We start from the raw sequence: 20,784 nt of genomic DNA on the forward strand, positions 1-20,784 counted from the left end.
TGGGCTGCATACGCAAAGACGTTTACGACCACTCGTCTTTGGTAGTTCGCGGGTCGAACTAGGCTAGCTCGATATCCCAACTTTCGTCATTCGGGAGTGAGGAAGCGCACGGCTCCCGGTGACCTTTTTTCCGGCGGGATGTGGATAGATATACGGCGATATTGAGAACACATAATGGGAAGGGATGATTCTGCATGGCACAAAAAGAGAAGCTCGTATTGGTTGGAAACGGAATGGCCGGGGTGAACGCTGTCGAGCATTTGCTTAAGCTGGCTCCAGGAAAGTACGACGTTACCATTTTCGGGAGCGAACCGCATCCGAACTACAATCGGATTCTTCTGTCATACGTGCTGGCGGGCGATTCGAGTGTTGACGATATCGTCATCCATCCTTTTGAATGGTATGAAAACAACGGAATTACGTTATATACGGGGCAAACCGTGACGGCTATCGATACGGCGGCGCAAACCGTCACGAGCGATCAAGGGCTGACGGTTGCTTACGATAAATTAATTTTGGCAACGGGTTCCAATCCGTTCATGCTTCCGCTGCCGGGAGCCGATAAAGAAGGAGTTATGGCTTACCGTACGATTCACGATTGCGAGAAGATGATCGCCACAGCGAAGACCTATAAGAAGGCAGTCGTCATCGGCGGCGGTTTGCTCGGGCTTGAGGCGGCGCGGGGCTTCCTTAACCTGGGGATGAAGGTGGACGTCGTGCACATCGTCGATACGATCATGGATCGTCAGCTGGACCGGACCGCGTCGAAGATGCTGCAGGCAGCGCTTGAATCGCAAGGGATGAACTTTCTGCTCGGCAAGCAATCGGAACAGATTGTCGGGGATCAGCGCGTCACCGGACTGAAATTCAAAGACGGCACGATCGCCGAAGCCGATCTGATCGTCATGGCCGTCGGCATCAGGCCGAACGTGCAGCTGGCTAAAGAGGCCGGCCTCGAATGCAGCCCGGGCATCGTCGTCAACGACTACTTGCAAACGAGCGCGCCGAACGTTTATGCAGTCGGCGAATGTGCGATGCACCGGGGCATTGCTTACGGCCTTGTCGCTCCGTTATACGAGCAGGGTGCCGTACTCGCGAAGCATCTCGCCGGGGTGGAAACCGGGCCGTACGAAGGCTCCGTCGTGTACACCAAGCTTAAAGTGTCCGGCGTGGATGTGTTCTCCGGCGGAAGCTTCAACGATGCCGAAGGAACCAAAGCCATTCGCGTACAGGACGATTTCTCGGGCGTCTACAAGAAGGTCGTCATTAAAGACAACAAAATTATCGGGGCCGTCCTGTTCGGCGACACGTCCGACGGCACCCGCTTGATGCAAATGATTCGCGAAGGCACGGATATTAGCGGCATGGAGAAGACAGCCATTCTGAAGGATACGGCGGGGACAGGCGGCGCGGGCGGCGGCGTGGCGGACATGAGCGACGGTACGATCGTTTGCGGATGTAACGGGGTTACGAAAGGAACGATCTGTTCTTCGATCCGCGATCAAGGATTAACCAGCGTCGAGGAAGTGAAAAACTGTACGACGGCTTCGCGTTCTTGCGGCGGCTGTAAACCGCTCGTCAGCGATTTGCTGGCTTACACGCTCGGCGATGCTTACGATAAATCGCATACGAAGGAAACGATGTGCGGCTGTACCGGGCACACGCGTGAAGAAATCGTGGAGGCGATCCGCGACAAAGGGCTCAGCCACGTGCGCGAAGTGATGCATGTGCTCGGCTGGAAGAACGAGGAAGGCTGCTCCAAATGCCGTCCGGCGCTGAACTACTACCTCGGCATGATTCATCCGCAAACCTATGAAGACGACAAGGCGTCGCGTTTCGTGAACGAGAGGATGCACGCGAACATTCAGAAGGACGGCACGTACTCGGTCGTCCCCCGGATTTACGGCGGCGTAACGAATCCGGCCGACCTGAAACGGATTGCCGAAGTCGCGGAGAAATATAACGTGCCGACGGTGAAGCTGACCGGCGGTCAGCGGATCGACTTGCTCGGCGTGAAGAAGGAAGACTTGACCGCGATGTGGGAAGAGCTCGACATGCCGTCCGGTTACGCCTACGGCAAAGCGCTCCGGACCGTCAAAACTTGCGTCGGCGAAGACTATTGCCGATTCGGAACGGGCGATTCGATGGGCGTCGGCATCGCGCTTGAGAAACGGTTCGAGCGGTTGAATACGCCGGCGAAATTCAAGATGGCCGTATCCGGCTGCCCGCGTAACTGTGCGGAGTCCGGCATTAAAGATCTGGGCATCGTATCCGTGGATGGCGGCTGGGAGCTGTATGCGGGCGGTAACGGCGGCGTGAAGGTGCGCGTGGGCGATCTGCTGACGACGGTGAAGACGGAAAGCGAAATTATCGAATATACGGAAGCTTACATGCAATATTACCGGGAAACGGGCAAATACGGCGAGCGCACAAGCGAGTGGGTCAACCGTTTAGGCATCGACCATATCCGTAAAGTCGTCGAGGACGAAGAGCAGCGTAAAGCGCTCTGCGCCAGAATGGACATCGCTTTGTCCGTCACGGAGGATCCGTGGAAAGAAGCGATTCACAGCGAAAAGCTTCAAAAAGATTTGTATGAAGTGGTCGAGCTGAACTAATTCGTAAGAGGAATCCGACAGACAAACAGGTGCCGGAAGGAGCGTTTGCGATGAGCGTACAAGAAGAACAAACGGTATGGGTCAAGGCCGTTTCCTACGAGGATTTGGCCGTGAACACGGGAAAGACGATTCGTTATCAAGGGGAAGAGGTGGCGCTGTTCAAATTGAGCGGCGGCAAGCTTCACGCCATTCAAAACCGCTGCCCGCATAAACAGGGGGTACTCGCGGAAGGCATCGTCTGCGACGAGCACGTCTTTTGTCCGATGCACGACCGCAAAATTCATCTGCCGACCGGGGTTGTGCAAAAGCCCGATACGGGCTGCGTACGCACCTATCCGACGAAAATCCAGGACGGCCTCGTGTTCATCGGCTTCTCGAAAGCGGAAGAATTAGCCAGCTGACGTCATTTCTAGCGGGAGTGTGAGGTGCCGTGATTGCAACCTTAATGTCATTAACAAACAAACAAACCGCCTCGCACTGCTGCTTCTGCAGCATGCAGTGCGGGCTCACCCTGCAGCCGAGCGGGGGAAGCCCGGGCTTGACCGTGAAACCGAGCCCTGACTTTCCGGTAGCGACAGGCCTTCTTTGCCAAAAAGGGCTGAACGCGCTGGATCATGTGCTGCATCCGGAGCGGATTACCGCTCCTTTGTTCCGGACGGACTGGCTGAAGCTGCCGTTCCGCCCCGCGGAAGAAGGCCTGCGCGAGACGGCTGCAGGGAAGGAAGCTCCCGCTGCGGCGTTTCCTTCGGCACGTTCGGCCGGAGCCGCGTGGAGCTCGGCGCCCTGGGATATCGCGCTGAAGGATATCGCGTCGCGAATCCAGGCGCTGCAGGCGCAATACGGCAACGATGCGGTAGCCGTTTACGGCGGCGGTTCGCTGACCAACGAGGTGTGCTACTTGCTCGGCAAGTTCACCCGTGTTGCGCTGCGCTCCAGGTATGTCGATTACAACGGTCGGTACTGCATGTCTTCGGCGGCGGCGGCGAGCAATCAAGCGTTTGGGCTCGATCGCGGCATGACGATGCCGCTGTCGGAGATTCCGAATGCGAAGTATATCATTCTGGCCGGCACGAACATCGCCGAATGCCAGCCGACCATGATGCCGTATTTGCTCGAAGCGAAGAAGAACGGCGCCAAGATCGTCACCATCGATCCGCGCAACACGATGACGTCGAAGATGGCCGACATTCACGTCAGGCTGCAGCCGGGCTTCGACTCCGTGTTTATGAACGGATTGCTGCACGTGATCATTACGGAACAGCTGGTTGCGAAATCATTCGTCGACGAGCGGACGACCGGCTTCGATCAGCTTGTTGAAGCGGTAATGCCGTTCACGCCCGCACGAGTGGAAGAGCTGACCGGAGTGCTCGAGGGCGTCGTTCGGACGATCGCGCGCGGCTTCGCGAAGGCGGAGACGGGCATGGTGCTGACCGCCCGCGGTTTGGAGCAGCAAGTGAACGGCGTGGAGAATACGCTCAACTATATCAATCTTGCGCTGCTGACCGGTAAAATCGGGCGCCGAGGCTGCGGTTACGGCGCCGTTACCGGACAGGCGAACGGCCAAGGGGGACGCGAGCACGGGTTAAAGGCGGATCAGCTTCCCGGTTATCGGCTGATCGAAGATCCGGCGGCGCGCGAGCATGTCGCGAAAGTATGGGGCATCGATCCGGGGGAGCTTCCCGGGAAAGGCGTTTCCGCCTACGAGCTGCTGAAGAAGGTGGACGAGGGCGAAATCAAAGCGCTTCTTGTGCTCGGCTCGAATCCGATCGTTTCCAGTCCGAACAGCCGGATGGTGGAGCGGGCGCTGCAGAAGCTCGAGCTGCTCGTCGTCGTCGATATGTTCGAGACGGAGACGGCGAAGTACGCGCACTGGCTGCTGCCCGGGTCATCGTTCCTCGAAGGCGAGGGGACGCTGACGAATCTCGAAGGCCGGGTGTTTCACCGCGGGCAGGCGCTCGAGCCGCCGGGTCAGGCGAAGCTGGATTACCGCTTCATTTGCGAGCTGGCGGAAGAACTGGGCCGCGGTCAATATTTTCAATACGAAACCATCGAAGATGTCTTCAACGAGCTGGCTCTTGCCTCCGCCGGGGGCAAAGCGGATTACAGCGGCATAAGCTACGATCGGCTCAAGCGGGAGAAAGGCTTGTTCTGGCCTTGTCCGTCTCCGGAGCATGCCGGCACGCCGCTCCTGTTCGAGGAGCGCTTCCATCATCCGAACGGCAAAGCCCGGCTGTTCGGCATTACGCCGAAAATGCCTGCGGAGCCGATCGATACGGATTATCCCTACGTATTGACGACCGGCCGGATCCCGAATCATTATTTGAGCGGGGCGCAAACCCGTCGTACCGAAGGCTTGAACCGGAAGTCGCCGGAGCCGGTTGCGGAAATTCACCCGTGGCTGGCCGGTAAGATCGGGCTAGGCGTCGGAGACAAAATCCGGCTGACGAGCCGCCGCGACTCGCTTGTCTTTCAGGTTAAGGTAACGGAGGGGATTCAGCCTCGCACCGTCTTCGTTCCTTTCCATTGGGGCGGGGAAATGTCGGTTAACCGGTTGACGGTTGACGCGCTCGATCCGACAAGCCGCATGCCGGAATTTAAAATTTGCGCGGTTCAAGTCGAACGCGTACATGGTTAGGTTTTCCCTGCAACTCCCATCCGCTGCTGGCGCAGAACGGATGGGAGTTTTTCGCGCGGCGGCCCGTATATTTGCCCCTGCAGGCTCATAGGATGAAGTAAACAAGCTAGCTATAGGGCGAGGGAGGGGCAGGGGCTTGAATACGAGAAAAAATGTGCGTGAACGAAGGAACGAAAAAATCCGCAAGCTCCAGGAGCATGATTGGCGGCGCGGTTTCGGGGAGCCGGACTTGACCCATATGCATTTTCCGCTGAACGCCGATCCGCGTTACGCGTATCCGGACGAGCCTGGCGAGGAACAGGGGCGCTTCAACCGGCGCAATGATGGCATTCCGCCCGTACGTTCCGATCCTGAAGAGGAATGGAACCGCAAGTATCAACGGGAATGGGCGGCTTACGATAAACGCTATCCGGCAGGCGGCGGGGTGGCCGATCGTCCGCGCTTCAACCGGTTTGCCGTCCGAATACTGCTGAGCGGGCTGCTTTTTGCCGCCGTCTGGGGCTTATATAAGCTGGACCATCCTTGGGCCGAACGGGGGAAGGACATCGTATCCGCCGCTTTGTCGGAGCCGCTCGATACCGCTGCGCTCGCCGTCTGGTACGAGCGGTATTTCGGCGGGCCGCCTTCGTTTCTGCCGGCGATTAATCCGGCCAAGCATCAGGATGCGGAGAAGGTGGCCGCGCTTCCGAAGCATTATTTTGCGCCGGTACAGGGCAGGCTGATCGCCGAATTTACGCCCGAGCAGGGCGGCGTGCTGCTGGGAGCGCAGGCGGGGACGCCGGTTTCCGCGATCGATACGGGAATGGTTACGTTCGCCGGGGAGAAGGACGATACCGGCTTTACGGTCGTGCTGCGGCACACCGGCGGGATGGAGACGGTATACGGGCATTTGGCCGCAGGCAACATTCAGGCGGGGGATTGGCTAAAAGGAGGAGAGACGGTGGGCACGCTGGCCAAACCGAAAGCGGGACAGGCGTCCGGGGCGTTGTTCTTCGCCGTTTCCAAGGCGGGCAAGCCTCTCGACCCTTCGGATGTGATTACATTTGAATAAACGCCGGGGCATCTCTTGGAACTTATGGTTCGGCATTACATTTCGCTTTCATCCGCTGTTCACGCTGCTGCTTCTATTATCCGTCGTCACCGGGTATGTCGTCGAGATGCTCACGCTGTTCGGGATCGTCCTGATTCACGAAATGGGGCATGTGGCGGCGGCCAAAAGCTTCGGCTGGGATATCCGCGAAGTGCAGCTGCTTCCTTTCGGAGGCGTGGCGGTCGTCGAGGAAGCGGCGGGCACGCCCGCTTATCAAGAGGCGGCTGTAGCTCTGGCCGGGCCGCTGCAGAACGTCTGGATGATGCTGGTCGGTTATATGCTGATGCTGCTTGGAATCATTCCGCCCGTCTGGGGGCAATATTTCATAGAAGCGAACCTGCTGATCGCTTTGTTCAACTTGATGCCGGTGCTTCCGCTCGACGGGGGCAAAGTGATGCAAGCGGTGATCGGTTTATGGCTTCCTTACCAAAAAACGATGCAAGCGGCCTCCATGGTCAGTTTAATTATGAGCGCGCTGTTTATCGCCGTGTCGGTCTTTCACCTGTTGACGGACCGAGGGGGCATTCAACTGAATGGGCTGTTGATCGGCGGCTTCTTGTTTTATTCCAATTGGTACGAATGGCGCGGGGTTCCGTATCGCTTCATGCGTTTCCTGCTGCACCGCGAGCGGCGGTTTGAGGAGCGGGTCTTCTACGGCACCCTCGCCGGGCCTATTGTCGTGCACGGTCACCGCAAAGCGGTGGACGTCGTACAGCTGTTTATGCGGGACCGCTATCATGTCGTCTATGTCCTCGATGACCGGGCGGCGCGCATTTGCCATATTATTCCCGAGCAGGCGATGCTCGATTGCTATTTTGACCAAACGAAGCGGGGAAGGACGGTTGCCGAGCTGTTCGCATGAGCGCGGCGAGCGCGCGATTCGCCAAAGATTATGGTACAATATAGCCGAGGTGTTGCTGCACATGAAACGAATATTGGTGAAATGCGATGACGAGCATACCGAATTGGCGATTTTAGAGCACGGCAAATTAACCGAGTATTATAAAGGCCGGAGGGATCAAGGCCAGCTTGCGGGCAACATCTACATCGGCCGCGTCGTGCGCGTGCTGCAGGGCATGCAGTCGGCGTTTGTCGATATCGGGTTGGAACGGAACGGATTTTTGTATATTGATGATTTGCTTCCCGCGAATTTGGACAAGCAGCCGAAGGAGAAGCCCCCGATACACGATTTGGTCAGCGTCGGCCAACAAGTGATGGTGCAAGTGGCGAAAGAGCCGGTCGGCACCAAAGGCGCGCGGGTGACCACCCATTATTCGGTTCCCGGGCGTTTCGGGGTGTATATGCCTTATGCCGACTATGTCGGCGTATCCCGCAAGATCGACAGCGCTTCGGAGCGGGATAGGCTGAAGAAGATGGCCGAGCGCCAGCTGCAGCCGGGCGAAGGGTTTATCGTCCGGACGGCAGCGCTCGGCGAGACGGAAGAGGCGCTTGCCGCTGATTTGCAGGAGCTGCGAAACCGGTGGCAGCGGCTGGAGCAGGCCTTGAACCAGGAGGGTTCCGTGCCGCGCAAAATACACAGCGATCTGGAGATGCTGCCGCGCCTGATCCGCGACTTGTTTCGCGAGGACGTGCAGGAAGTGCTGGTGAGCTCACCGGACGTCATGGCCGAGGTACGGGGGATCGTATCGATTCCCGGTTCGCATTGGCTGGCTGAACGGGTGAAGGTTCATACCGGCGCGGACGTGATGGATGACTTCGGCGTCGGCAAGCTTCTCGATCAAGGGCTGCGCAGGAAGGTATGGCTTGATAACGGCGGATATTTGATCGTGGACCGGACGGAAGCGCTGACGGTTTTCGATGTGAACACCGGCAAGTATACCGGATCGATTGATTTGGAGCAGACCGTTTACGACACGAATATGGAGTCGGCCCGGGAAATTGCCCGGCTGCTGCGTCTTCGGGATATCGGCGGACTTATTATCATTGATTTTATCGATATGGAAACGGAAGCTCTGCGGCAGCAAGTGTTGGACGAGCTGATCAAGGAAGTGAAGAAGGACCGGACGAAAACCGTTGTCGTCGGCTGGACGAAGCTCGGCTTGGTGGAAATGACCCGTAAGAAGGTGCGCGACAGCAAGGAGATTACGTCGCCCGAGCCTTGCCGGGCCTGCGGCGGCACCGGCTTCGCGAACCGCGAGAAATAACCGTTGCATTGCTCCAGGTGTTTATGATAGAATATCATGGTGTGTTGCTATAGCATGCTGTAACCGCACGAAGCGGGTTCCGTTCAAGCGCTTGTCTTTCGGGTCAAGCCACCTTGGCTTAGGCGAGTCTGAGACATGAGGAGGTGCAACAAATGTACGCTATTATTGAAACAGGCGGTAAACAATACAAAGTTTCCGAAGGCGATGTTCTTTACATCGAGAAACTGGAAGCAGGCGCAGGCGATGCCGTAACGTTCGATCGCGTGCTGGCCGTTTCCAAGGAAAGCGGCTTGGTCGTAGGAGCTCCGCTCATTTCCGGCGCTACCGTTTCCGGTAAAGTCGAGAAACACGGCAAAGGCGAGAAAATCATCGTTTATAAATACAAAGCGAAGAAAAACTATCGCCGTAAGCAAGGTCATCGTCAACCGTACACAAAAGTTGTGATCGAAAAGATCCAAGCGTAAGAACGATATGATTCGCGTCACGATTAAACGGGGAGCGAGCGGTCGGATCGAGCGTTTTCATGCGGACGGTCATGCGCAGTACGACGAACCGGGCAAAGATATCGTTTGTGCCGGCGTATCGGCAGTCACGGTCGGCACGGTCAACGCGATTGAAGCGTTAACCGGTGTGCAGTTGAAAACCCGGATGAAGCACGGATTTCTGTCGGCGGACATTCCGCCAGCGGCCGATGCCCAGACGGAAAGCAAGATGCAGTTGTTACTTGAAGGCATGGTCATCATGCTGAAATCTATTGAACAGTCGTATAGCGCATATATAGCAATGCAAGACCAGACATCATCCAAGTAAGGAGGTAGACAGACATGTTACAATTGAATCTTCAATTGTTCGCATCGAAGAAGGGTGTAGGTTCCACCAAGAACGGTCGTGACAGTATCGCGAAACGTCTTGGCGTGAAACGTGCCGACGGTCAAACCGTAACGGCCGGCAGCATCCTCGTTCGTCAACGCGGAACGAAAATTCACCCGGGCAATAACGTGGGGATCGGTTCCGACGACACGCTGTTCGCGAAAGTGGAAGGCGTCGTGAAATTCGAACGTCTCGGTCGCGATCGTAAAAAAGTGAGCGTCTACCCAGCAACGGCAGCTCCGGTAGCCGCTGCGGTAGAAGTGTAACAAACGGCAAACGTCCAAACCCTGGCGAACTGAGCTTCGCCAGGGTTTGTTTTTTTTGCAGAAAATCGTGAACTTTGCTATACGGCATGCTATACTGTTAAGGATATCCATGAGCGGAACGGAGAGATCGGAGCATGGCCCCAAGGGTAAATGATGGCGATAACGAACAGCATAATACGGACAAGCCGGCACCGCGCCTTGCCCTGGAGTCCGCTGCGCTTGCGTCGGAGCAGGACTTGCTTGTGCTTCGTTTATTCAATCACTACCGGCACGATTGGATGAACGACATCCAAATCTTAATGGGTTACGTGCAATTAAAAAAGTATGATAAATTGCAGGCGATGATGGAAAAAATAAAAGACAAGGTGCAGCAGGAAAGCTTGATTTCGAAGCTTGGCATTCCGTCTTTAATTGTGTACCTGCTCTCGTTCCAGACGGAAGTGAAGGAGCTGCAGCTGCACATGCGGATGAGCGAAGAAATTCGCCTGCAGGAGCTGCCGCACGCGCATGAGGTGGCCGAGGGCGTGAAGGCGCTGATGGAAGGCTTCAAGCAGGAAGCGGTCTCTTCGACGAATTCGGAGGTCAACACGCTGGAATTGACATGGTCCAAGCAGGATCGGACGCTATGCCTGGATATCAGCTATGAAGGCGGCTATCTTCCGGAGCGGCTGCAGCGGCTAGAAGCGAGCCTAAACTCCCGTTGGAAAACGGGCGGGTGGAGCATCCGGAGCCGGTACGATGAACGTTCGGTCGTTTGGGCGGCAGCCTGGACCTATTAATTTGCAGGATGGATACATAAAGAGGGTGAACGGGTTATGTTTGTAGATAAGGCTAAGATTTATGTTAAAGGCGGCGACGGAGGCGACGGTCTGGTTGCGTTCCGCCGGGAGAAATACGTACCCGAAGGCGGGCCGGCCGGAGGCGACGGAGGGAATGGCGGCAACGTCATATTCCGTGTGGACGAAGGGTTGCGGACGCTAGTCGACTTTCGCTATCAGAAGCATTTCAAGGCAGAGCGGGGCGAGAAGGGGCGCAACAAAAGCCAGCATGGCGCGAATGCGGAGCATATGATCGTGCGCGTACCGCCCGGCACGGTCGTTATCGACGACGACACGCAGGAGATCATCGCCGATTTGACGCGTCACGGCCAAGAGGTCGTCATTGCGAAGGGCGGCCGCGGGGGCCGCGGGAATACGCGGTTTGCTACGGCGAACAATACGGCGCCGGAAATCGCCGAGAATGGCGAAGAAGGCCAGGAGCGCTGGGTCGTGCTGGAGCTGAAGGTCATGGCCGACGTCGGTTTAGTGGGCTTCCCGAGCGTAGGGAAATCGACGCTGCTGTCCGTTGTGTCCGGGGCGAAGCCGAAGATTGGCGCGTACCATTTTACGACGCTGACGCCGAATTTGGGGGTTGTAGACGTCGGCGACGGACGCAGCTTCGTGATGGCGGATTTGCCCGGTTTGATCGAGGGCGCGCATGAGGGCGTCGGACTCGGGCACGAATTTCTGCGGCACGTCGAGCGAACGCGGATCATTCTGCATGTCGTGGATATGGCCGGTACGGAAGGACGCGATCCTTTCGAAGATTGGTTGAAAATCAACGAAGAGTTGAAGCTGTACAACGCCAAGCTGGAAGAGCGCCCGCAGCTTATAGCCGCGAACAAGATGGACATCCCGGACGCCGAAGTATACCTCGAGTCGTTCAAGGAACAGCTGGCTGCCCGCGGGCTCGATATACCGATCTTCCCGATTTCGGCCGTGTCCAAGTCGGGCGTGCAGGAGATGCTCTACAAAGTCATGGATTTGCTCGAGACGATTCCGGAGATGCCGATGGTGGAGGAGCTAGTCGATTTGTCGGAGCGCAAAGTGTACCGCCTGGAAGAGGGCGATGACGACTCCTTCGTTATTCGCCGGGACAACGAGGCGTTCGTGGTCGAAAGTCCGAGCATCGAGAAGTTGATCAAACGAACCAACTTCAGCACGCAGGAGGCCGTTATGCGATTCGCGCGCATCCTGCGCAAGAAGGGCATTGACAAAGCGCTGCGCGAGCGTGGTGCGAAGGATGGTACGACGGTACGGATCGGCGGCTTCGAATTTGAATTTGTCGAGCAGGAGTAGGAGGGGACGCCGCTTGCTGCATCACTGCCGGGCGGCGCAATTCCAAATAAATAGCGGAACTAGGATGCCGTATTGTCCCGATTTCTGGTAGAACAACCAGATCTCGGGACGAATAGCGCATCGCAGTTCCGCTATTTTTTTATGGATTTCATTCAGCGGAGCAAAGGGAAGCGCGCAGGCTGCCGTCAGCCGCCGCAGCGTCTGGAGTCCGGCACGAAGCGGCGTAACGGGCTCGTCTGCGGCCGCCCGGCAAACGGCCGGCGTAAGCGGCCTCGTCCGGCTGCGGCAGGCGGCCTAGCGCTCGCTAGCTTTCCCGCGGCGACAGCCAAGCGCGTCCTTGCCGCCAATGCACGTCTACGGGAAGTTCGAAGAAGCGGGAGAGACGTTCTTCGGTAAGCAGCGCCCTCGTTGCGCCCGCATCGAACACTTTGCCCCGGCGCAGCAGCAGCGTATGGCCGAACATCGGCAAAATTTCCTCCGTATGGTGCGTAACGTACACAAAGGTAGGCGCATCCGCCTGCGCCCCCAACGCTTCAATGCCGCCAAGCAGCGTTTCGCGCGCGAACAGATCGAGCCCGTTGCACGGCTCGTCCAAAATGAGCAGCTTCGGCGAAGCCATCAGCGCGCGGGCGATCAGCACCTTCTGCTTCTCGCCCTGCGAGCACGTCTGATACGGCCGATCCCACAGGTGGGCGCAGCCAAGCTGGCGCATCAGCTCTGCAGCCTGTTCGAAGTCGTCGTCATCTGGCTTATCGTATAAGCCGATTGTAGCGAATTTGCCGCTGAGCACGACGTATTGCGTCCGATCGCTGGCGTGCAGCTTTTCCTGTAAAGACGAGCTGACCCAGCCGATCGACTTGCGCAGCTCGCGCAGATCAACCGTCCCGTACGTTTCGCCAAGCACGGCGACGCTTCCGCGGGTCGGCCAGATGTAACCGGTGATCATGTTGAGCAGCGTCGTTTTGCCCGAGCCGTTCAAGCCGAGCAGCGCCCAGTGCTCCCCTTTGCGAACGCGCCATGTGACGTCCGAAAGCAGCGTCTTCTGATCCCTGTTGTAGGTGATACCCTGCACGTCAATATCGTAAACGTATCTTTCATCTTTCGGGTTCTCATCGATCACGTTCCGTTTTCCTCCCACTCCCATACGGGGCTCTAGTCCAGTTTATCCGCTACCGAGCGCAGCTTCTGCGCGACGGAGCCTTGCTTGTCGCGGCGGTCGTCGAACTTGACCGAAGTACACACCCGCTGCGCGCCGGAGGCGAAGGGCAGCTCGTGCATGCCGCGAATGACGCGCAGCAGCTCGTCGAATTCCCCTTCGACGATCGTGCTCATCGCGGTCAGCTCAAACGATATGGCGCCCTTGGCTTGTTCATCCGTCAAGTACCGGTGAATGTCGGCGACATAGGCGCTCAGGCTGGTCGACGCCGTCCCGACGGGTATAACCGTAATTTCGGCAATGGCCATGATGTCTCGCCCCTTTCTTCCGTTTAAATCGTTACCTTTGCTGCGGATCCACCAGCTCCGTCCAGTGAACCGCGGGCGAGCCGTCCGGTTCGTAACCTGCCGTTCCGACCCAGACGTGGGGGCTCGGTCCGTGCTCGAAATAATGTTCAAGCAAGCGGTGGAAAATAAAAGGGATTTCACGATTCAGCACCTGTTCGCGGGGAATCCAGAACAGCTCGCCTTCGTCGGTTTGATTGACCGTGCGCTTCCCGGTCCTTCCCGTATAAATGAACTGCTGGCGCACTTCCTGTTGATTTAACCGGATAAGGATGTACTGCAGGCGCAGGTCGCGCAAATCTTCGGGAAGCAGCCCCGTTTCCTCATGGATCTCGCGAAGCACGGCCGATTCGGGATCATTAATTTCATGAGGCTCCAAATGACCGCCGACGGCCGCCCACATACCGGGGGATAACGTACGGTACGGAGAACGCTTCATCATCAGCATGTCGTTCTGATGGAATAATATAGCAGTCGCTATCATCCTCGCTCGGATCAACCGGAATCGCTCCTTTTCGCAGGTGTATATCATCACTTTATCATATTTTCAAGTGGAAAGCCTATTGCCGGGGAGAGCGTGTTGCGATATAATGTCCACTAGATGAAAACAATCGTCTGTGTAGAGAGGACTGTTATCGTGCCTGACAAACATACCGAGGGAAAACCGCCGCAGGGGCAGCGATTTTTCTTGGTCCGCGAGGACATCTTGCCGGAAGCGCTCTTCAAGACGCTGCAAGCGAAGGAGCTGCTGGCCCGCGGCGAAGTGAAGACGGTCCACGAAGCGGTGGAGCAGGTGGAATTAAGCCGCAGCGCTTTTTATAAGTACAAAGACGGCATCTTCCCGCTCACCAAGCTGGAGCGCGACAGGATCGTCACGATCTCCATGGATTTGGAGCACCGATCCGGCATCTTGTCCCGCGTGCTCGCGCTGATCGCCGGGCTGGAAGGCAATGTGCTGACGATCCACCAAACGATTCCGCTGCAGGGCATCGCCAATGTCGTCATCTCGGTAGAGACGTCGATGATGGGCGAGAACGTGAGCCATTTGCTCGACACGCTGCGCAGCCAGGACGGCGTCACCCGCGCCACCCTCGCCGGGCAAGGCTAATACTAAATAATAGCAGCGTTTTGGATGATGATAAGGGCAGTAAAAAAGAACCGGGGCGTGCAACGCCTTTGAAAATGAATTCGAACATCGCCTAGGGCTATCGTTCAAAGCATTCATGTTCAATCCAGGCTGGAGGTCTTTATTACGAACCGGGACTTATCGTACAACAACGCATAAGGAGGACACATATGAAACCCGTCAAAGTAGGATTACTCGGTCTAGGTACAGTCGGTACCGGGGTCGTTCGTATTGTGGAAGGACACCAGCCCGATCTGCTCAGCCAATCGGGCTCCCCGATCGAAATCGTGAAAGTATTGGTCAAGGACAGCAGCAAAAGCCGCGGCATTCATGTGGCTGCGGATAAAATCACGGAAAATCCGTGGGACGTGATCGAGAACCCGGAAATCGACGTCGTTGTGGAAGTGATGGGCGGTATCGAGCTGTCCAAACAATTGATTCTCGCAGCGCTGGATCGCGGTAAACATGTGGTCACCGCCAACAAGGATTTGATGGCGCTGCACGGGCCGGAGATTTTGGCGAAAGCGGCAGAGAAAGGCTGCGACGTGCTCTACGAGGCGAGCGTCGCCGGCGGTATTCCGATCCTCCGGACGCTGGTCGAAGGTTTTTCCTCGGATCGCATTACGAAAATTATGGGGATCGTCAACGGTACAACCAACTATATTTTGACGAAGATGAGCCAGGAAGGCGCTGCGTACGACGATGTGCTGAAGGAAGCGCAGCAGCTCGGCTATGCGGAGTCCGATCCGACCTCGGACGTGGAAGGCTTCGACGCGGCGCGCAAAATGACGATTCTCGCCACGCTCGGCTTCCGTGCGAACGTAGAGCTGTCGGACGTGTCCGTAAAGGGCATCTCCAAAGTATCCAAAGAAGACATCGCGTACGGCAAACGTCTCGGATATGAAGTGAAGCTGCTCGGCATCGCGGAGCGTCAAGACGAGCACATTAGCATCAGCGTGCAGCCGACGATGGTCAAGCATTCGCATCCGCTCGCATCGGTCAACGGCGTGTTTAACGCCGTGTACGTTTATGGCGAAGCGGTGGGCGAAACGATGTTCTACGGACCGGGCGCCGGCGAAATGCCGACCGCGACCTCTGTCGTGGCCGATCTGGTGGCCGTCGTGCGCAACCTGAACCTTGGCATCAACGGCCGCCGCGGGTTCGTGCCTTATAAGGAGAAGAAGCTGAAGACGGACGAGCAAATCGCGTCGAAGAACTTTATTTTACTGCATGTGGAAGACAAAGCCGGCGTACTGGCGCAAATTACGCAAGTGTTCGCCCAGCACGAAGTGAGCCTGGAGTCGGTGCTTCAGCACCCGAACGCGACCAACCCGCTTGCCGAAATTATCATCATTACCCATGACGCCAATAAAGCTGCGATGAATAACGTGTTGAAGCAAATCGAGTCCATGAACGTCGTTCAAGCGATCAAGAGCGTCTACCGAGTGGAGGGCTAAGCAAGACATGAGATGGAAGGGACTTCTGGAAACGTACAGACCCTATTTGCCGGTGAATGAGAGCACGCCGCTGCTTACTTTGCAGGAAGGCAATACGCCGCTTGTACGCGCGGAGAACTTGTCAAACGAGCTCGACCTGGATCTGTACTTTAAATACGAAGGGCTGAACCCGACCGGCTCTTTCAAAGACCGCGGTATGGTTATGGCCGTAGCCAAAGCGATGGAAGAAGGCAGCCGTACGATCATGTGCGCGTCGACGGGCAACACCTCGGCGGCAGCTGCGGCTTACGCGGCTCGCGGCGGCTTGAACTGCATCGTGCTCATCCCGAACAACAACATTGCGCTCGGCAAGCTGGCGCAGGCGATCATCTACGGCGCGAAAGTCATCGCGATCGAAGGCAACTTTGACCGGGCGCTCGAAATCGTGCGCGAAATTACGGCCAAGCATCCGATCACGCTTGTTAACTCCGTCAACCCATACCGCATCGAAGGGCAAAAAACGGCCGCCTTCGAAGTGTGCGACCAGCTCGGCGGAGCGCCGGACTATCTTGCGATTCCGGTCGGTAACGCAGGCAACATCACGGCTTACTGGAAAGGCTTCAAGGAATACTACGAGAAGGGCAAGTCCCGATCGCTGCCGAAAATGATCGGTTTCGAAGCGGAAGGCGCCGCGGCTATCGTGCGCGGAGAGCCGATTCCGAATCCGGAAACGATCGCAACCGCGATCCGCATCGGGAACCCGGCCACTTGGAAGGGCGCCGAAGCGGCGGCTAAAGATTCCGGAGGTCAAATCAACTTTGTCACGGATGACGAAATTTTGCACGCCTACAAAACGATCGCTGCACGCGAAGGGATTTTTGCCGAACCGGCATCCGCGGCTTCGATCGCAGGCGTGATGAAACTGAAGCGCGAAGGGTATTTCGAGAAAGGTCAACGCGTCGTCTGCGTGCTGACCGGCCATGGGCTGAAAGATCCGAACATCGCCATTAAGAGCGTGGCCGCCGAGCCGGTTGTGGTGAAGGATTCCGAAGCAGCGGTTATGGAAGCCATTCGAAAGCTTGAAGGTTAGGGGCGCGGACAGACATGACGGATATCAATAAACGCAGAGTGCGTGTGAAGGTGCCGGCCAGCACGGCGAACCTCGGACCCGGCTTCGATACGCTCGGCATGGCGCTGGATTTGTATGCATGGATTGACATGAGCGTGTCGGACGAAACCCGGATTACGCTGCACGGGGATCAGATGAACGGCGTGCCTGCGGATAAAAGCAACCTGATCTATGAAGTGGCTCAGCTCGTGTTCAAGCGGGCGGGAGTCGAAATTCCGGAACTCGATATCGCGATGTACAGCGACATTCCGCTGACCCGGGGACTCGGCAGCAGCGCCTCGGCCATCGTCGGAGCGCTGACGGCGGCAAACGCGCTGATTGGGGACAAGTTCACGAAGGATGAGCTGTTTCAAATCGCCACCGAATTGGAGAAGCATCCCGACAACGTCGGTGCTTCCTTGTTCGGGGGTATCGTCGTGGCATTCTGGGACGGCAAGCGGGCAGAATATATTCGCGTAGAGCCGCACGAGAGGCTGGACGTGCTTGTGGCGATACCGCATTTTCAGCTGTCTACGGAGAAAGCGCGCGGCGTGCTGCCGCGTGAGCAAAGCCTCGAGAACGCCGTGTTCAACGTGGGTCACTCGTCGGTGCTGGTCGCCGCTTTCTGCACGGGCCGGCTCGATATGATCCGTGTGGCGATGAAGGATGCGCTGCACCAGCCGTACCGGGCTCCGCTTGTGCCTGGCCTTGCCGGCATTCTCGCGGAAGCGACCGACCACGGCGCGCTAGGTGTCGCGTTGAGCGGCGCGGGGCCGACGATATTGACGCTGGTGGATCGGGATTCGGATAGGAAGAACGAGCTGGAATCATTCATGCGGGGCAAGCTTCGGGCCGAAGGGATCGAAGCGACTTTATTGTGGCTGAAGCCCGATCGGGAGGGCGTCGCTGCCCAAGTATTGGCGCCTGAGGAGCAAGGGTGTTCCTTGCTTGAATTCGTTAAAGGGGAGACCTTGGGATGAAGCGAATCGCACTTCTCGGTCCGGGGACATTCACCGAGGAATCGGCTCATTATGTGCTCGGAACGGATGAATTTGAATATGTTAACTGCAAACTGATCGCGGATGTGTTCCAATCGACCGTGAACGGAACAACAGATTACAGCGTTATTCCCATCGAGAACACGTTCGAAGGCTCGGTGACGCTGCATGTGGATATGCTGGTCCATGAGGTGGATTTGCCGATACAAGCGGAGTGGGTGTACCCGATTTCGATCAATTTGCTCCGTTTGCCGAGCGGCGAAGGGCAGGGGACCGAGCTGGAGGCGGCGTGCGGGGAGATCCGTAAAGTATACTCGCACAGCGTCACACTGGCGCAGTGTCAACGGTTTCTGCGCAAATTCCTGCCGCATGTCGAGCTGGAGCAGGTCGGCAGCAACGGTGAAGCGGCCCGCCTTGTGCGGGAGCTGGGCGATCCGTCGGTCGCGGCGCTTGCTCCGATAGGTGCCGGCGTATTGTATGGGTTGTCGACGGTGGCGGCAGGCGTGCAGGATCACCAGAACAACTATACGCGGTTCGTGCTGATCGGACAGGAGAAGCCGCAGCTGAAGGCGTCGCCGCAGCAGAAGACGACGATTCTTATAACGATGCCCGAAGATTATCCGGGGGGACTGCATCAGGTGCTGTCGGCTTTCGCCTGGCGGCGCATCAACTTGTCCAAGATCGAATCCCGTCCGACGAAAAAACGGCTCGGTAATTATTACTTTTATATCGACATCGAGGCTTCCATGGATTCCGTGCTGCTGCCGGCCGCGCTGCAGGAAATTGAGGCGATCGGCTGCCAGGTGCGCATCTTAGGTTGTTACCCGACGTATTCCTATGACCCAGAACAAGCGGAGGTGTAAAGAACGTGGCCCAAGTCATTTACTTGAACGGCGGCTTTGTGAGCAAAGAGGACGCTAAAGTTTCGGTGTACGACCACGGTTTTTTGTACGGAGACGGTATTTTCGAAGGCATTCGGGTTTATAACGGCAACATCTTCAAATGCAAGGAACATCTGGACCGGCTGTACGATTCGGCCAAGTCGATCATGCTTGAAATCCCGCTGACCTTTGGCGAGATGCAGGACGTGCTTGTCGAAACGATTCGCCGCAACGAGCTGCGCGACGGGTACATTCGGCTGGTCGTCTCCCGCGGACCCGGTGATCTCGGCCTCGACCCGCGCCGTTCCCCGAAGGCGAATGTCATTATCATCGTGGAACAGCTGGCGATTTACCCGGAAGAAGCTTACGTCAACGGGCTGAGGACGGTGTCCGTCTCGACGCGCCGCAATGTGCCCGACGCGCTCAATCCGAAGATCAAATCACTGAATTACCTGAACAATATTTTGGTGAAAATTCAAGCGAACCTTGCCGGCGTGGGTGAAGCGATCATGCTGAATTCGCAAGGCTACGTAGCCGAGGGCTCGTCCGACAATATCTTTATCGTCAAACGCGGCGTTGTGTTTACCCCGCCCTGCTACTGCGGGGCGCTGGAAGGTATTACCCGCGCAGCCATTATCGAGCTGTGCGGCAAGCTCGGCTATAAGCTGAAGGAAGAGCCCTTCACGCTGCACGATGTGTACGTCGCCGATGAAGTGTTCTTCACCGGTACGGCGGCGGAAGTCATCGCGGTGCGCGAAGTCGACGCGCGCACGATCGGCGAAGGCAAAGCCGGACCGATCACGACGAGCCTGCTGCGGGAATTCCGCAAGCTCGTCCAAGTAGACGGCGTGAAGGTGTACGAGTAGGCTCGCGCACCTTCACGGTCCGCCGCCGAACGCGGCGTGTTTGTGCCCTTACGATAAACATAGCGGAACTCCAGTATCTTATTCCTGCAAATTGACGCCGTTTGGCGGCGAAGTATAAGGAATAAGATGTCAGAGTTCCGCTATTTTTTCGTTAGATAGGAAAGTGGCTCGGGTTAGGGGGGGACGGGCTCACAGGAATTGTTCCGGTATACGGAAGTGCAGGCGAACGGCAACGCTGCCGGGTAACGTCATGTTGGGGGCTCGAGCCTGAATCGCATACGGAGCGTATAGCGGGAAGGTGGACAGTTCTGCGCTAATCGTCGGAGATTAGAGCCAAGGCATCCGGGAAACCTGGAAATAGGACCTTATCAGCGACAGGATGGAAATTTTTCAAGTTTGCGTGGTCAAATGCCTACCTTCGTGCATAAACTGTAATGTCATTTTGTTCCGGTAGCACAAAGCGCAAAACTAAGGAGGTTTATGCAATTGAAAATCCATCTTGTGAAAAAAGGTGACACCCTTTACGAGCTCTCCCAAAAATATCACGTGGAGCTCGACCAACTTATTGCCGCCAATCCGCAAATCGCTAATCCCGATGTGATCGATGTCGGGATGAAGGTGAAAATCCCGGATTCACCTAAGCCTGTCCAGCAGCCGACGGATTACTTATATAAGCATGTCGTGGTGCAGGGCGACACCCTGTGGAAGCTTGGCAAAGCTTGGGGCGTGCCGTTGGCCGATATGGTGGCTGCGAACCAGCAGCTGAAAAATCCGAACGTGCTGATGACCGGGGAGATCGTGTACATTCCGAAGCTGAAATCCGACACGGGCCCGTCAATGCATCACCACTTGGCCAAAGCGGATACGTCCGTAATGCCGTTATCTCCGCTGCCGGTTGAGGAGGCGCCGATGATGCCGGAGGCGCCGCAAGCGCCGTTGAAGGAGGAAGCGCCCGGCATTACGCCGTATCCGAATATCCAGATGCCGACGCCGAATATCTGGATGCAGTCACCGAATATCGGGATGCCGACTCCGAATATCGAAATGCCGACACCGAATATCGGGATGCAGTCACCGAATATCGGGATGCAGTCACCGAATATCGGGATGC

Annotated in this window: 21 protein-coding genes and 1 other annotated feature; of the genes, 18 read left to right on the forward strand and 3 right to left on the reverse strand. The window is 56.9% G+C overall.

Annotated elements, in window-relative coordinates; genetic code table 11:
* Positions 1–194: 194 nt before the first annotated feature.
* The 11 genes from nirB (at position 195) to obgE (ending at position 11,758) form a co-directional block, all read left to right on the forward strand.
* Positions 195–2,615 carry a nitrite reductase large subunit NirB gene (gene nirB, locus PVA01S_RS12055; RefSeq protein ID WP_127607818.1) on the forward strand — a complete coding sequence of 807 codons (2,421 nt, stop codon included), beginning with the start codon at positions 195–197 and terminating at the stop codon, positions 2,613–2,615.
* A gap of 50 nt (positions 2,616–2,665) precedes the next feature.
* Entirely contained in the window at positions 2,666–3,016 is a 351-nt protein-coding gene (gene nirD, locus PVA01S_RS12060; RefSeq protein ID WP_054798074.1) for a nitrite reductase small subunit NirD, read from the forward strand.
* A 29-nt stretch (positions 3,017–3,045) separates the two neighbouring features.
* Positions 3,046–5,250: a molybdopterin oxidoreductase family protein gene (locus PVA01S_RS12065; protein WP_236595818.1), complete on the forward strand. Its 2,205-nt coding sequence runs from the start codon at positions 3,046–3,048 to the stop codon at positions 5,248–5,250.
* A 136-nt stretch (positions 5,251–5,386) separates the two neighbouring features.
* Positions 5,387–6,301, forward strand: a complete 915-nt coding sequence (locus tag PVA01S_RS12070; protein ID WP_127607820.1) for a M23 family metallopeptidase — start codon at positions 5,387–5,389, stop codon at positions 6,299–6,301.
* Complete coding sequence (locus tag PVA01S_RS12075; protein WP_127607822.1) at positions 6,294–7,202, forward strand: M50 family metallopeptidase; 909 nt, start codon at positions 6,294–6,296, stop codon at positions 7,200–7,202. Before PVA01S_RS12070 ends, PVA01S_RS12075 begins: the two co-directional genes overlap by 8 nt.
* Positions 7,203–7,263: 61 nt before the next feature.
* The gene (locus tag PVA01S_RS12080; protein WP_155613761.1) at positions 7,264–8,505 is read left to right on the forward strand and encodes an Rne/Rng family ribonuclease; all 1,242 of its coding nucleotides are present in this window, start codon (positions 7,264–7,266) and stop codon (positions 8,503–8,505) included.
* Positions 8,506–8,556: 51 nt separating this feature from the next.
* Positions 8,557–8,645: a sequence feature (ribosomal protein L21 leader region), on the forward strand.
* Positions 8,646–8,657: 12 nt separating this feature from the next.
* Positions 8,658–8,969 (forward strand): 50S ribosomal protein L21, encoded by a 312-nt coding sequence (gene rplU, locus PVA01S_RS12085; protein WP_054798075.1) that lies wholly within the window; start codon positions 8,658–8,660, stop codon positions 8,967–8,969.
* Positions 8,970–8,976: 7 nt separating this feature from the next.
* Complete coding sequence (locus PVA01S_RS12090; protein WP_054798076.1) at positions 8,977–9,315, forward strand: ribosomal-processing cysteine protease Prp; 339 nt, start codon at positions 8,977–8,979, stop codon at positions 9,313–9,315.
* A 14-nt stretch (positions 9,316–9,329) separates the two neighbouring features.
* Positions 9,330–9,641, forward strand: coding sequence for a 50S ribosomal protein L27 (gene rpmA, locus PVA01S_RS12095; protein ID WP_127607824.1), 312 nt, complete (start codon positions 9,330–9,332; stop codon positions 9,639–9,641).
* Between the two features lie 134 nt (positions 9,642–9,775).
* A complete protein-coding gene (locus tag PVA01S_RS12100) occupies positions 9,776–10,420 on the forward strand; it encodes a Spo0B domain-containing protein (protein WP_127607826.1) in 645 nt (214 codons plus the stop codon).
* A 36-nt stretch (positions 10,421–10,456) separates the two neighbouring features.
* On the forward strand, positions 10,457–11,758 hold the full coding sequence (gene obgE, locus PVA01S_RS12105; RefSeq protein WP_127607828.1) for a GTPase ObgE: 1,302 nt from the start codon (positions 10,457–10,459) through the stop codon (positions 11,756–11,758).
* Between the two features lie 304 nt (positions 11,759–12,062).
* Here obgE and PVA01S_RS12110 read toward each other — a convergent pair whose 3' ends face one another.
* From PVA01S_RS12110 to PVA01S_RS12120, 3 genes are read right to left on the reverse strand one after another with little or no spacing between them, the layout of a single operon-like run.
* Entirely contained in the window at positions 12,063–12,878 is an 816-nt protein-coding gene (locus PVA01S_RS12110; RefSeq protein ID WP_236595819.1) for an ABC transporter ATP-binding protein, read from the reverse strand.
* A gap of 32 nt (positions 12,879–12,910) precedes the next feature.
* Positions 12,911–13,222: an MTH1187 family thiamine-binding protein gene (locus PVA01S_RS12115; RefSeq protein ID WP_127607832.1), complete on the reverse strand. Its 312-nt coding sequence runs from the start codon at positions 13,220–13,222 to the stop codon at positions 12,911–12,913.
* 31 nt (positions 13,223–13,253) lie between these two features.
* Entirely contained in the window at positions 13,254–13,757 is a 504-nt protein-coding gene (locus tag PVA01S_RS12120; RefSeq protein ID WP_054798567.1) for an NUDIX domain-containing protein, read from the reverse strand.
* 138 nt (positions 13,758–13,895) lie between these two features.
* On the opposite strand from PVA01S_RS12120, the gene PVA01S_RS12125 reads away from it, so the two are divergent.
* The 7 genes from PVA01S_RS12125 to PVA01S_RS12155 form a co-directional block, all read left to right on the forward strand.
* Positions 13,896–14,366, forward strand: coding sequence for an ACT domain-containing protein (locus PVA01S_RS12125; RefSeq protein ID WP_054798566.1), 471 nt, complete (start codon positions 13,896–13,898; stop codon positions 14,364–14,366).
* A gap of 188 nt (positions 14,367–14,554) precedes the next feature.
* Positions 14,555–15,841: a homoserine dehydrogenase gene (locus PVA01S_RS12130; protein ID WP_127607836.1), complete on the forward strand. Its 1,287-nt coding sequence runs from the start codon at positions 14,555–14,557 to the stop codon at positions 15,839–15,841.
* 7 nt (positions 15,842–15,848) lie between these two features.
* The gene (thrC, locus tag PVA01S_RS12135; protein ID WP_127607838.1) at positions 15,849–16,910 is read left to right on the forward strand and encodes a threonine synthase; all 1,062 of its coding nucleotides are present in this window, start codon (positions 15,849–15,851) and stop codon (positions 16,908–16,910) included.
* A 14-nt stretch (positions 16,911–16,924) separates the two neighbouring features.
* On the forward strand, positions 16,925–17,908 hold the full coding sequence (gene thrB, locus PVA01S_RS12140; RefSeq protein ID WP_127607839.1) for a homoserine kinase: 984 nt from the start codon (positions 16,925–16,927) through the stop codon (positions 17,906–17,908).
* Positions 17,905–18,789, forward strand: coding sequence for a prephenate dehydratase (gene pheA / locus PVA01S_RS12145; RefSeq protein ID WP_127607840.1), 885 nt, complete (start codon positions 17,905–17,907; stop codon positions 18,787–18,789). The genes thrB and pheA overlap by 4 nt, the downstream gene beginning before the upstream one ends.
* A 5-nt stretch (positions 18,790–18,794) precedes the next feature.
* On the forward strand, positions 18,795–19,673 hold the full coding sequence (gene ilvE / locus PVA01S_RS12150) for a branched-chain-amino-acid transaminase (RefSeq protein WP_127607841.1): 879 nt from the start codon (positions 18,795–18,797) through the stop codon (positions 19,671–19,673).
* Positions 19,674–20,159: 486 nt separating this feature from the next.
* The coding region (locus tag PVA01S_RS12155; RefSeq protein WP_127607842.1) for a LysM peptidoglycan-binding domain-containing protein at positions 20,160–20,784 on the forward strand (625 nt) is incomplete at its 3' end.

It is taken from the genome of Paenibacillus validus NBRC 15382 (genome assembly GCF_004000985.1).
Lineage (GTDB): Bacteria > Bacillota > Bacilli > Paenibacillales > NBRC-103111 > Paenibacillus_G > Paenibacillus_G validus.

What these genes read in the sequence shown, in the direction of transcription:
- pheA (WP_127607840.1), top strand. Translation starts at nt 17,905, where the DNA reads ATGAAGCGAATCGCACTTCTCGGTCCGGGGACATTCACCGAGGAATCG.
- nirB (WP_127607818.1), top strand. Translation starts at nt 195, where the DNA reads ATGGCACAAAAAGAGAAGCTCGTATTGGTTGGAAACGGAATGGCCGGG.
- PVA01S_RS12080 (WP_155613761.1), top strand. Translation starts at nt 7,264, where the DNA reads ATGAAACGAATATTGGTGAAATGCGATGACGAGCATACCGAATTGGCG.
- PVA01S_RS12115 (WP_127607832.1), bottom strand. Translation starts at nt 13,222, where the DNA reads ATGGCCATTGCCGAAATTACGGTTATACCCGTCGGGACGGCGTCGACC.
- rplU (WP_054798075.1), top strand. Translation starts at nt 8,658, where the DNA reads ATGTACGCTATTATTGAAACAGGCGGTAAACAATACAAAGTTTCCGAA.
- thrC (WP_127607838.1), top strand. Translation starts at nt 15,849, where the DNA reads ATGAGATGGAAGGGACTTCTGGAAACGTACAGACCCTATTTGCCGGTG.
- PVA01S_RS12130 (WP_127607836.1), top strand. Translation starts at nt 14,555, where the DNA reads ATGAAACCCGTCAAAGTAGGATTACTCGGTCTAGGTACAGTCGGTACC.
- thrB (WP_127607839.1), top strand. Translation starts at nt 16,925, where the DNA reads ATGACGGATATCAATAAACGCAGAGTGCGTGTGAAGGTGCCGGCCAGC.
- obgE (WP_127607828.1), top strand. Translation starts at nt 10,457, where the DNA reads ATGTTTGTAGATAAGGCTAAGATTTATGTTAAAGGCGGCGACGGAGGC.
- nirD (WP_054798074.1), top strand. Translation starts at nt 2,666, where the DNA reads ATGAGCGTACAAGAAGAACAAACGGTATGGGTCAAGGCCGTTTCCTAC.
- PVA01S_RS12100 (WP_127607826.1), top strand. Translation starts at nt 9,776, where the DNA reads ATGGCCCCAAGGGTAAATGATGGCGATAACGAACAGCATAATACGGAC.
- rpmA (WP_127607824.1), top strand. Translation starts at nt 9,330, where the DNA reads ATGTTACAATTGAATCTTCAATTGTTCGCATCGAAGAAGGGTGTAGGT.
- PVA01S_RS12090 (WP_054798076.1), top strand. Translation starts at nt 8,977, where the DNA reads ATGATTCGCGTCACGATTAAACGGGGAGCGAGCGGTCGGATCGAGCGT.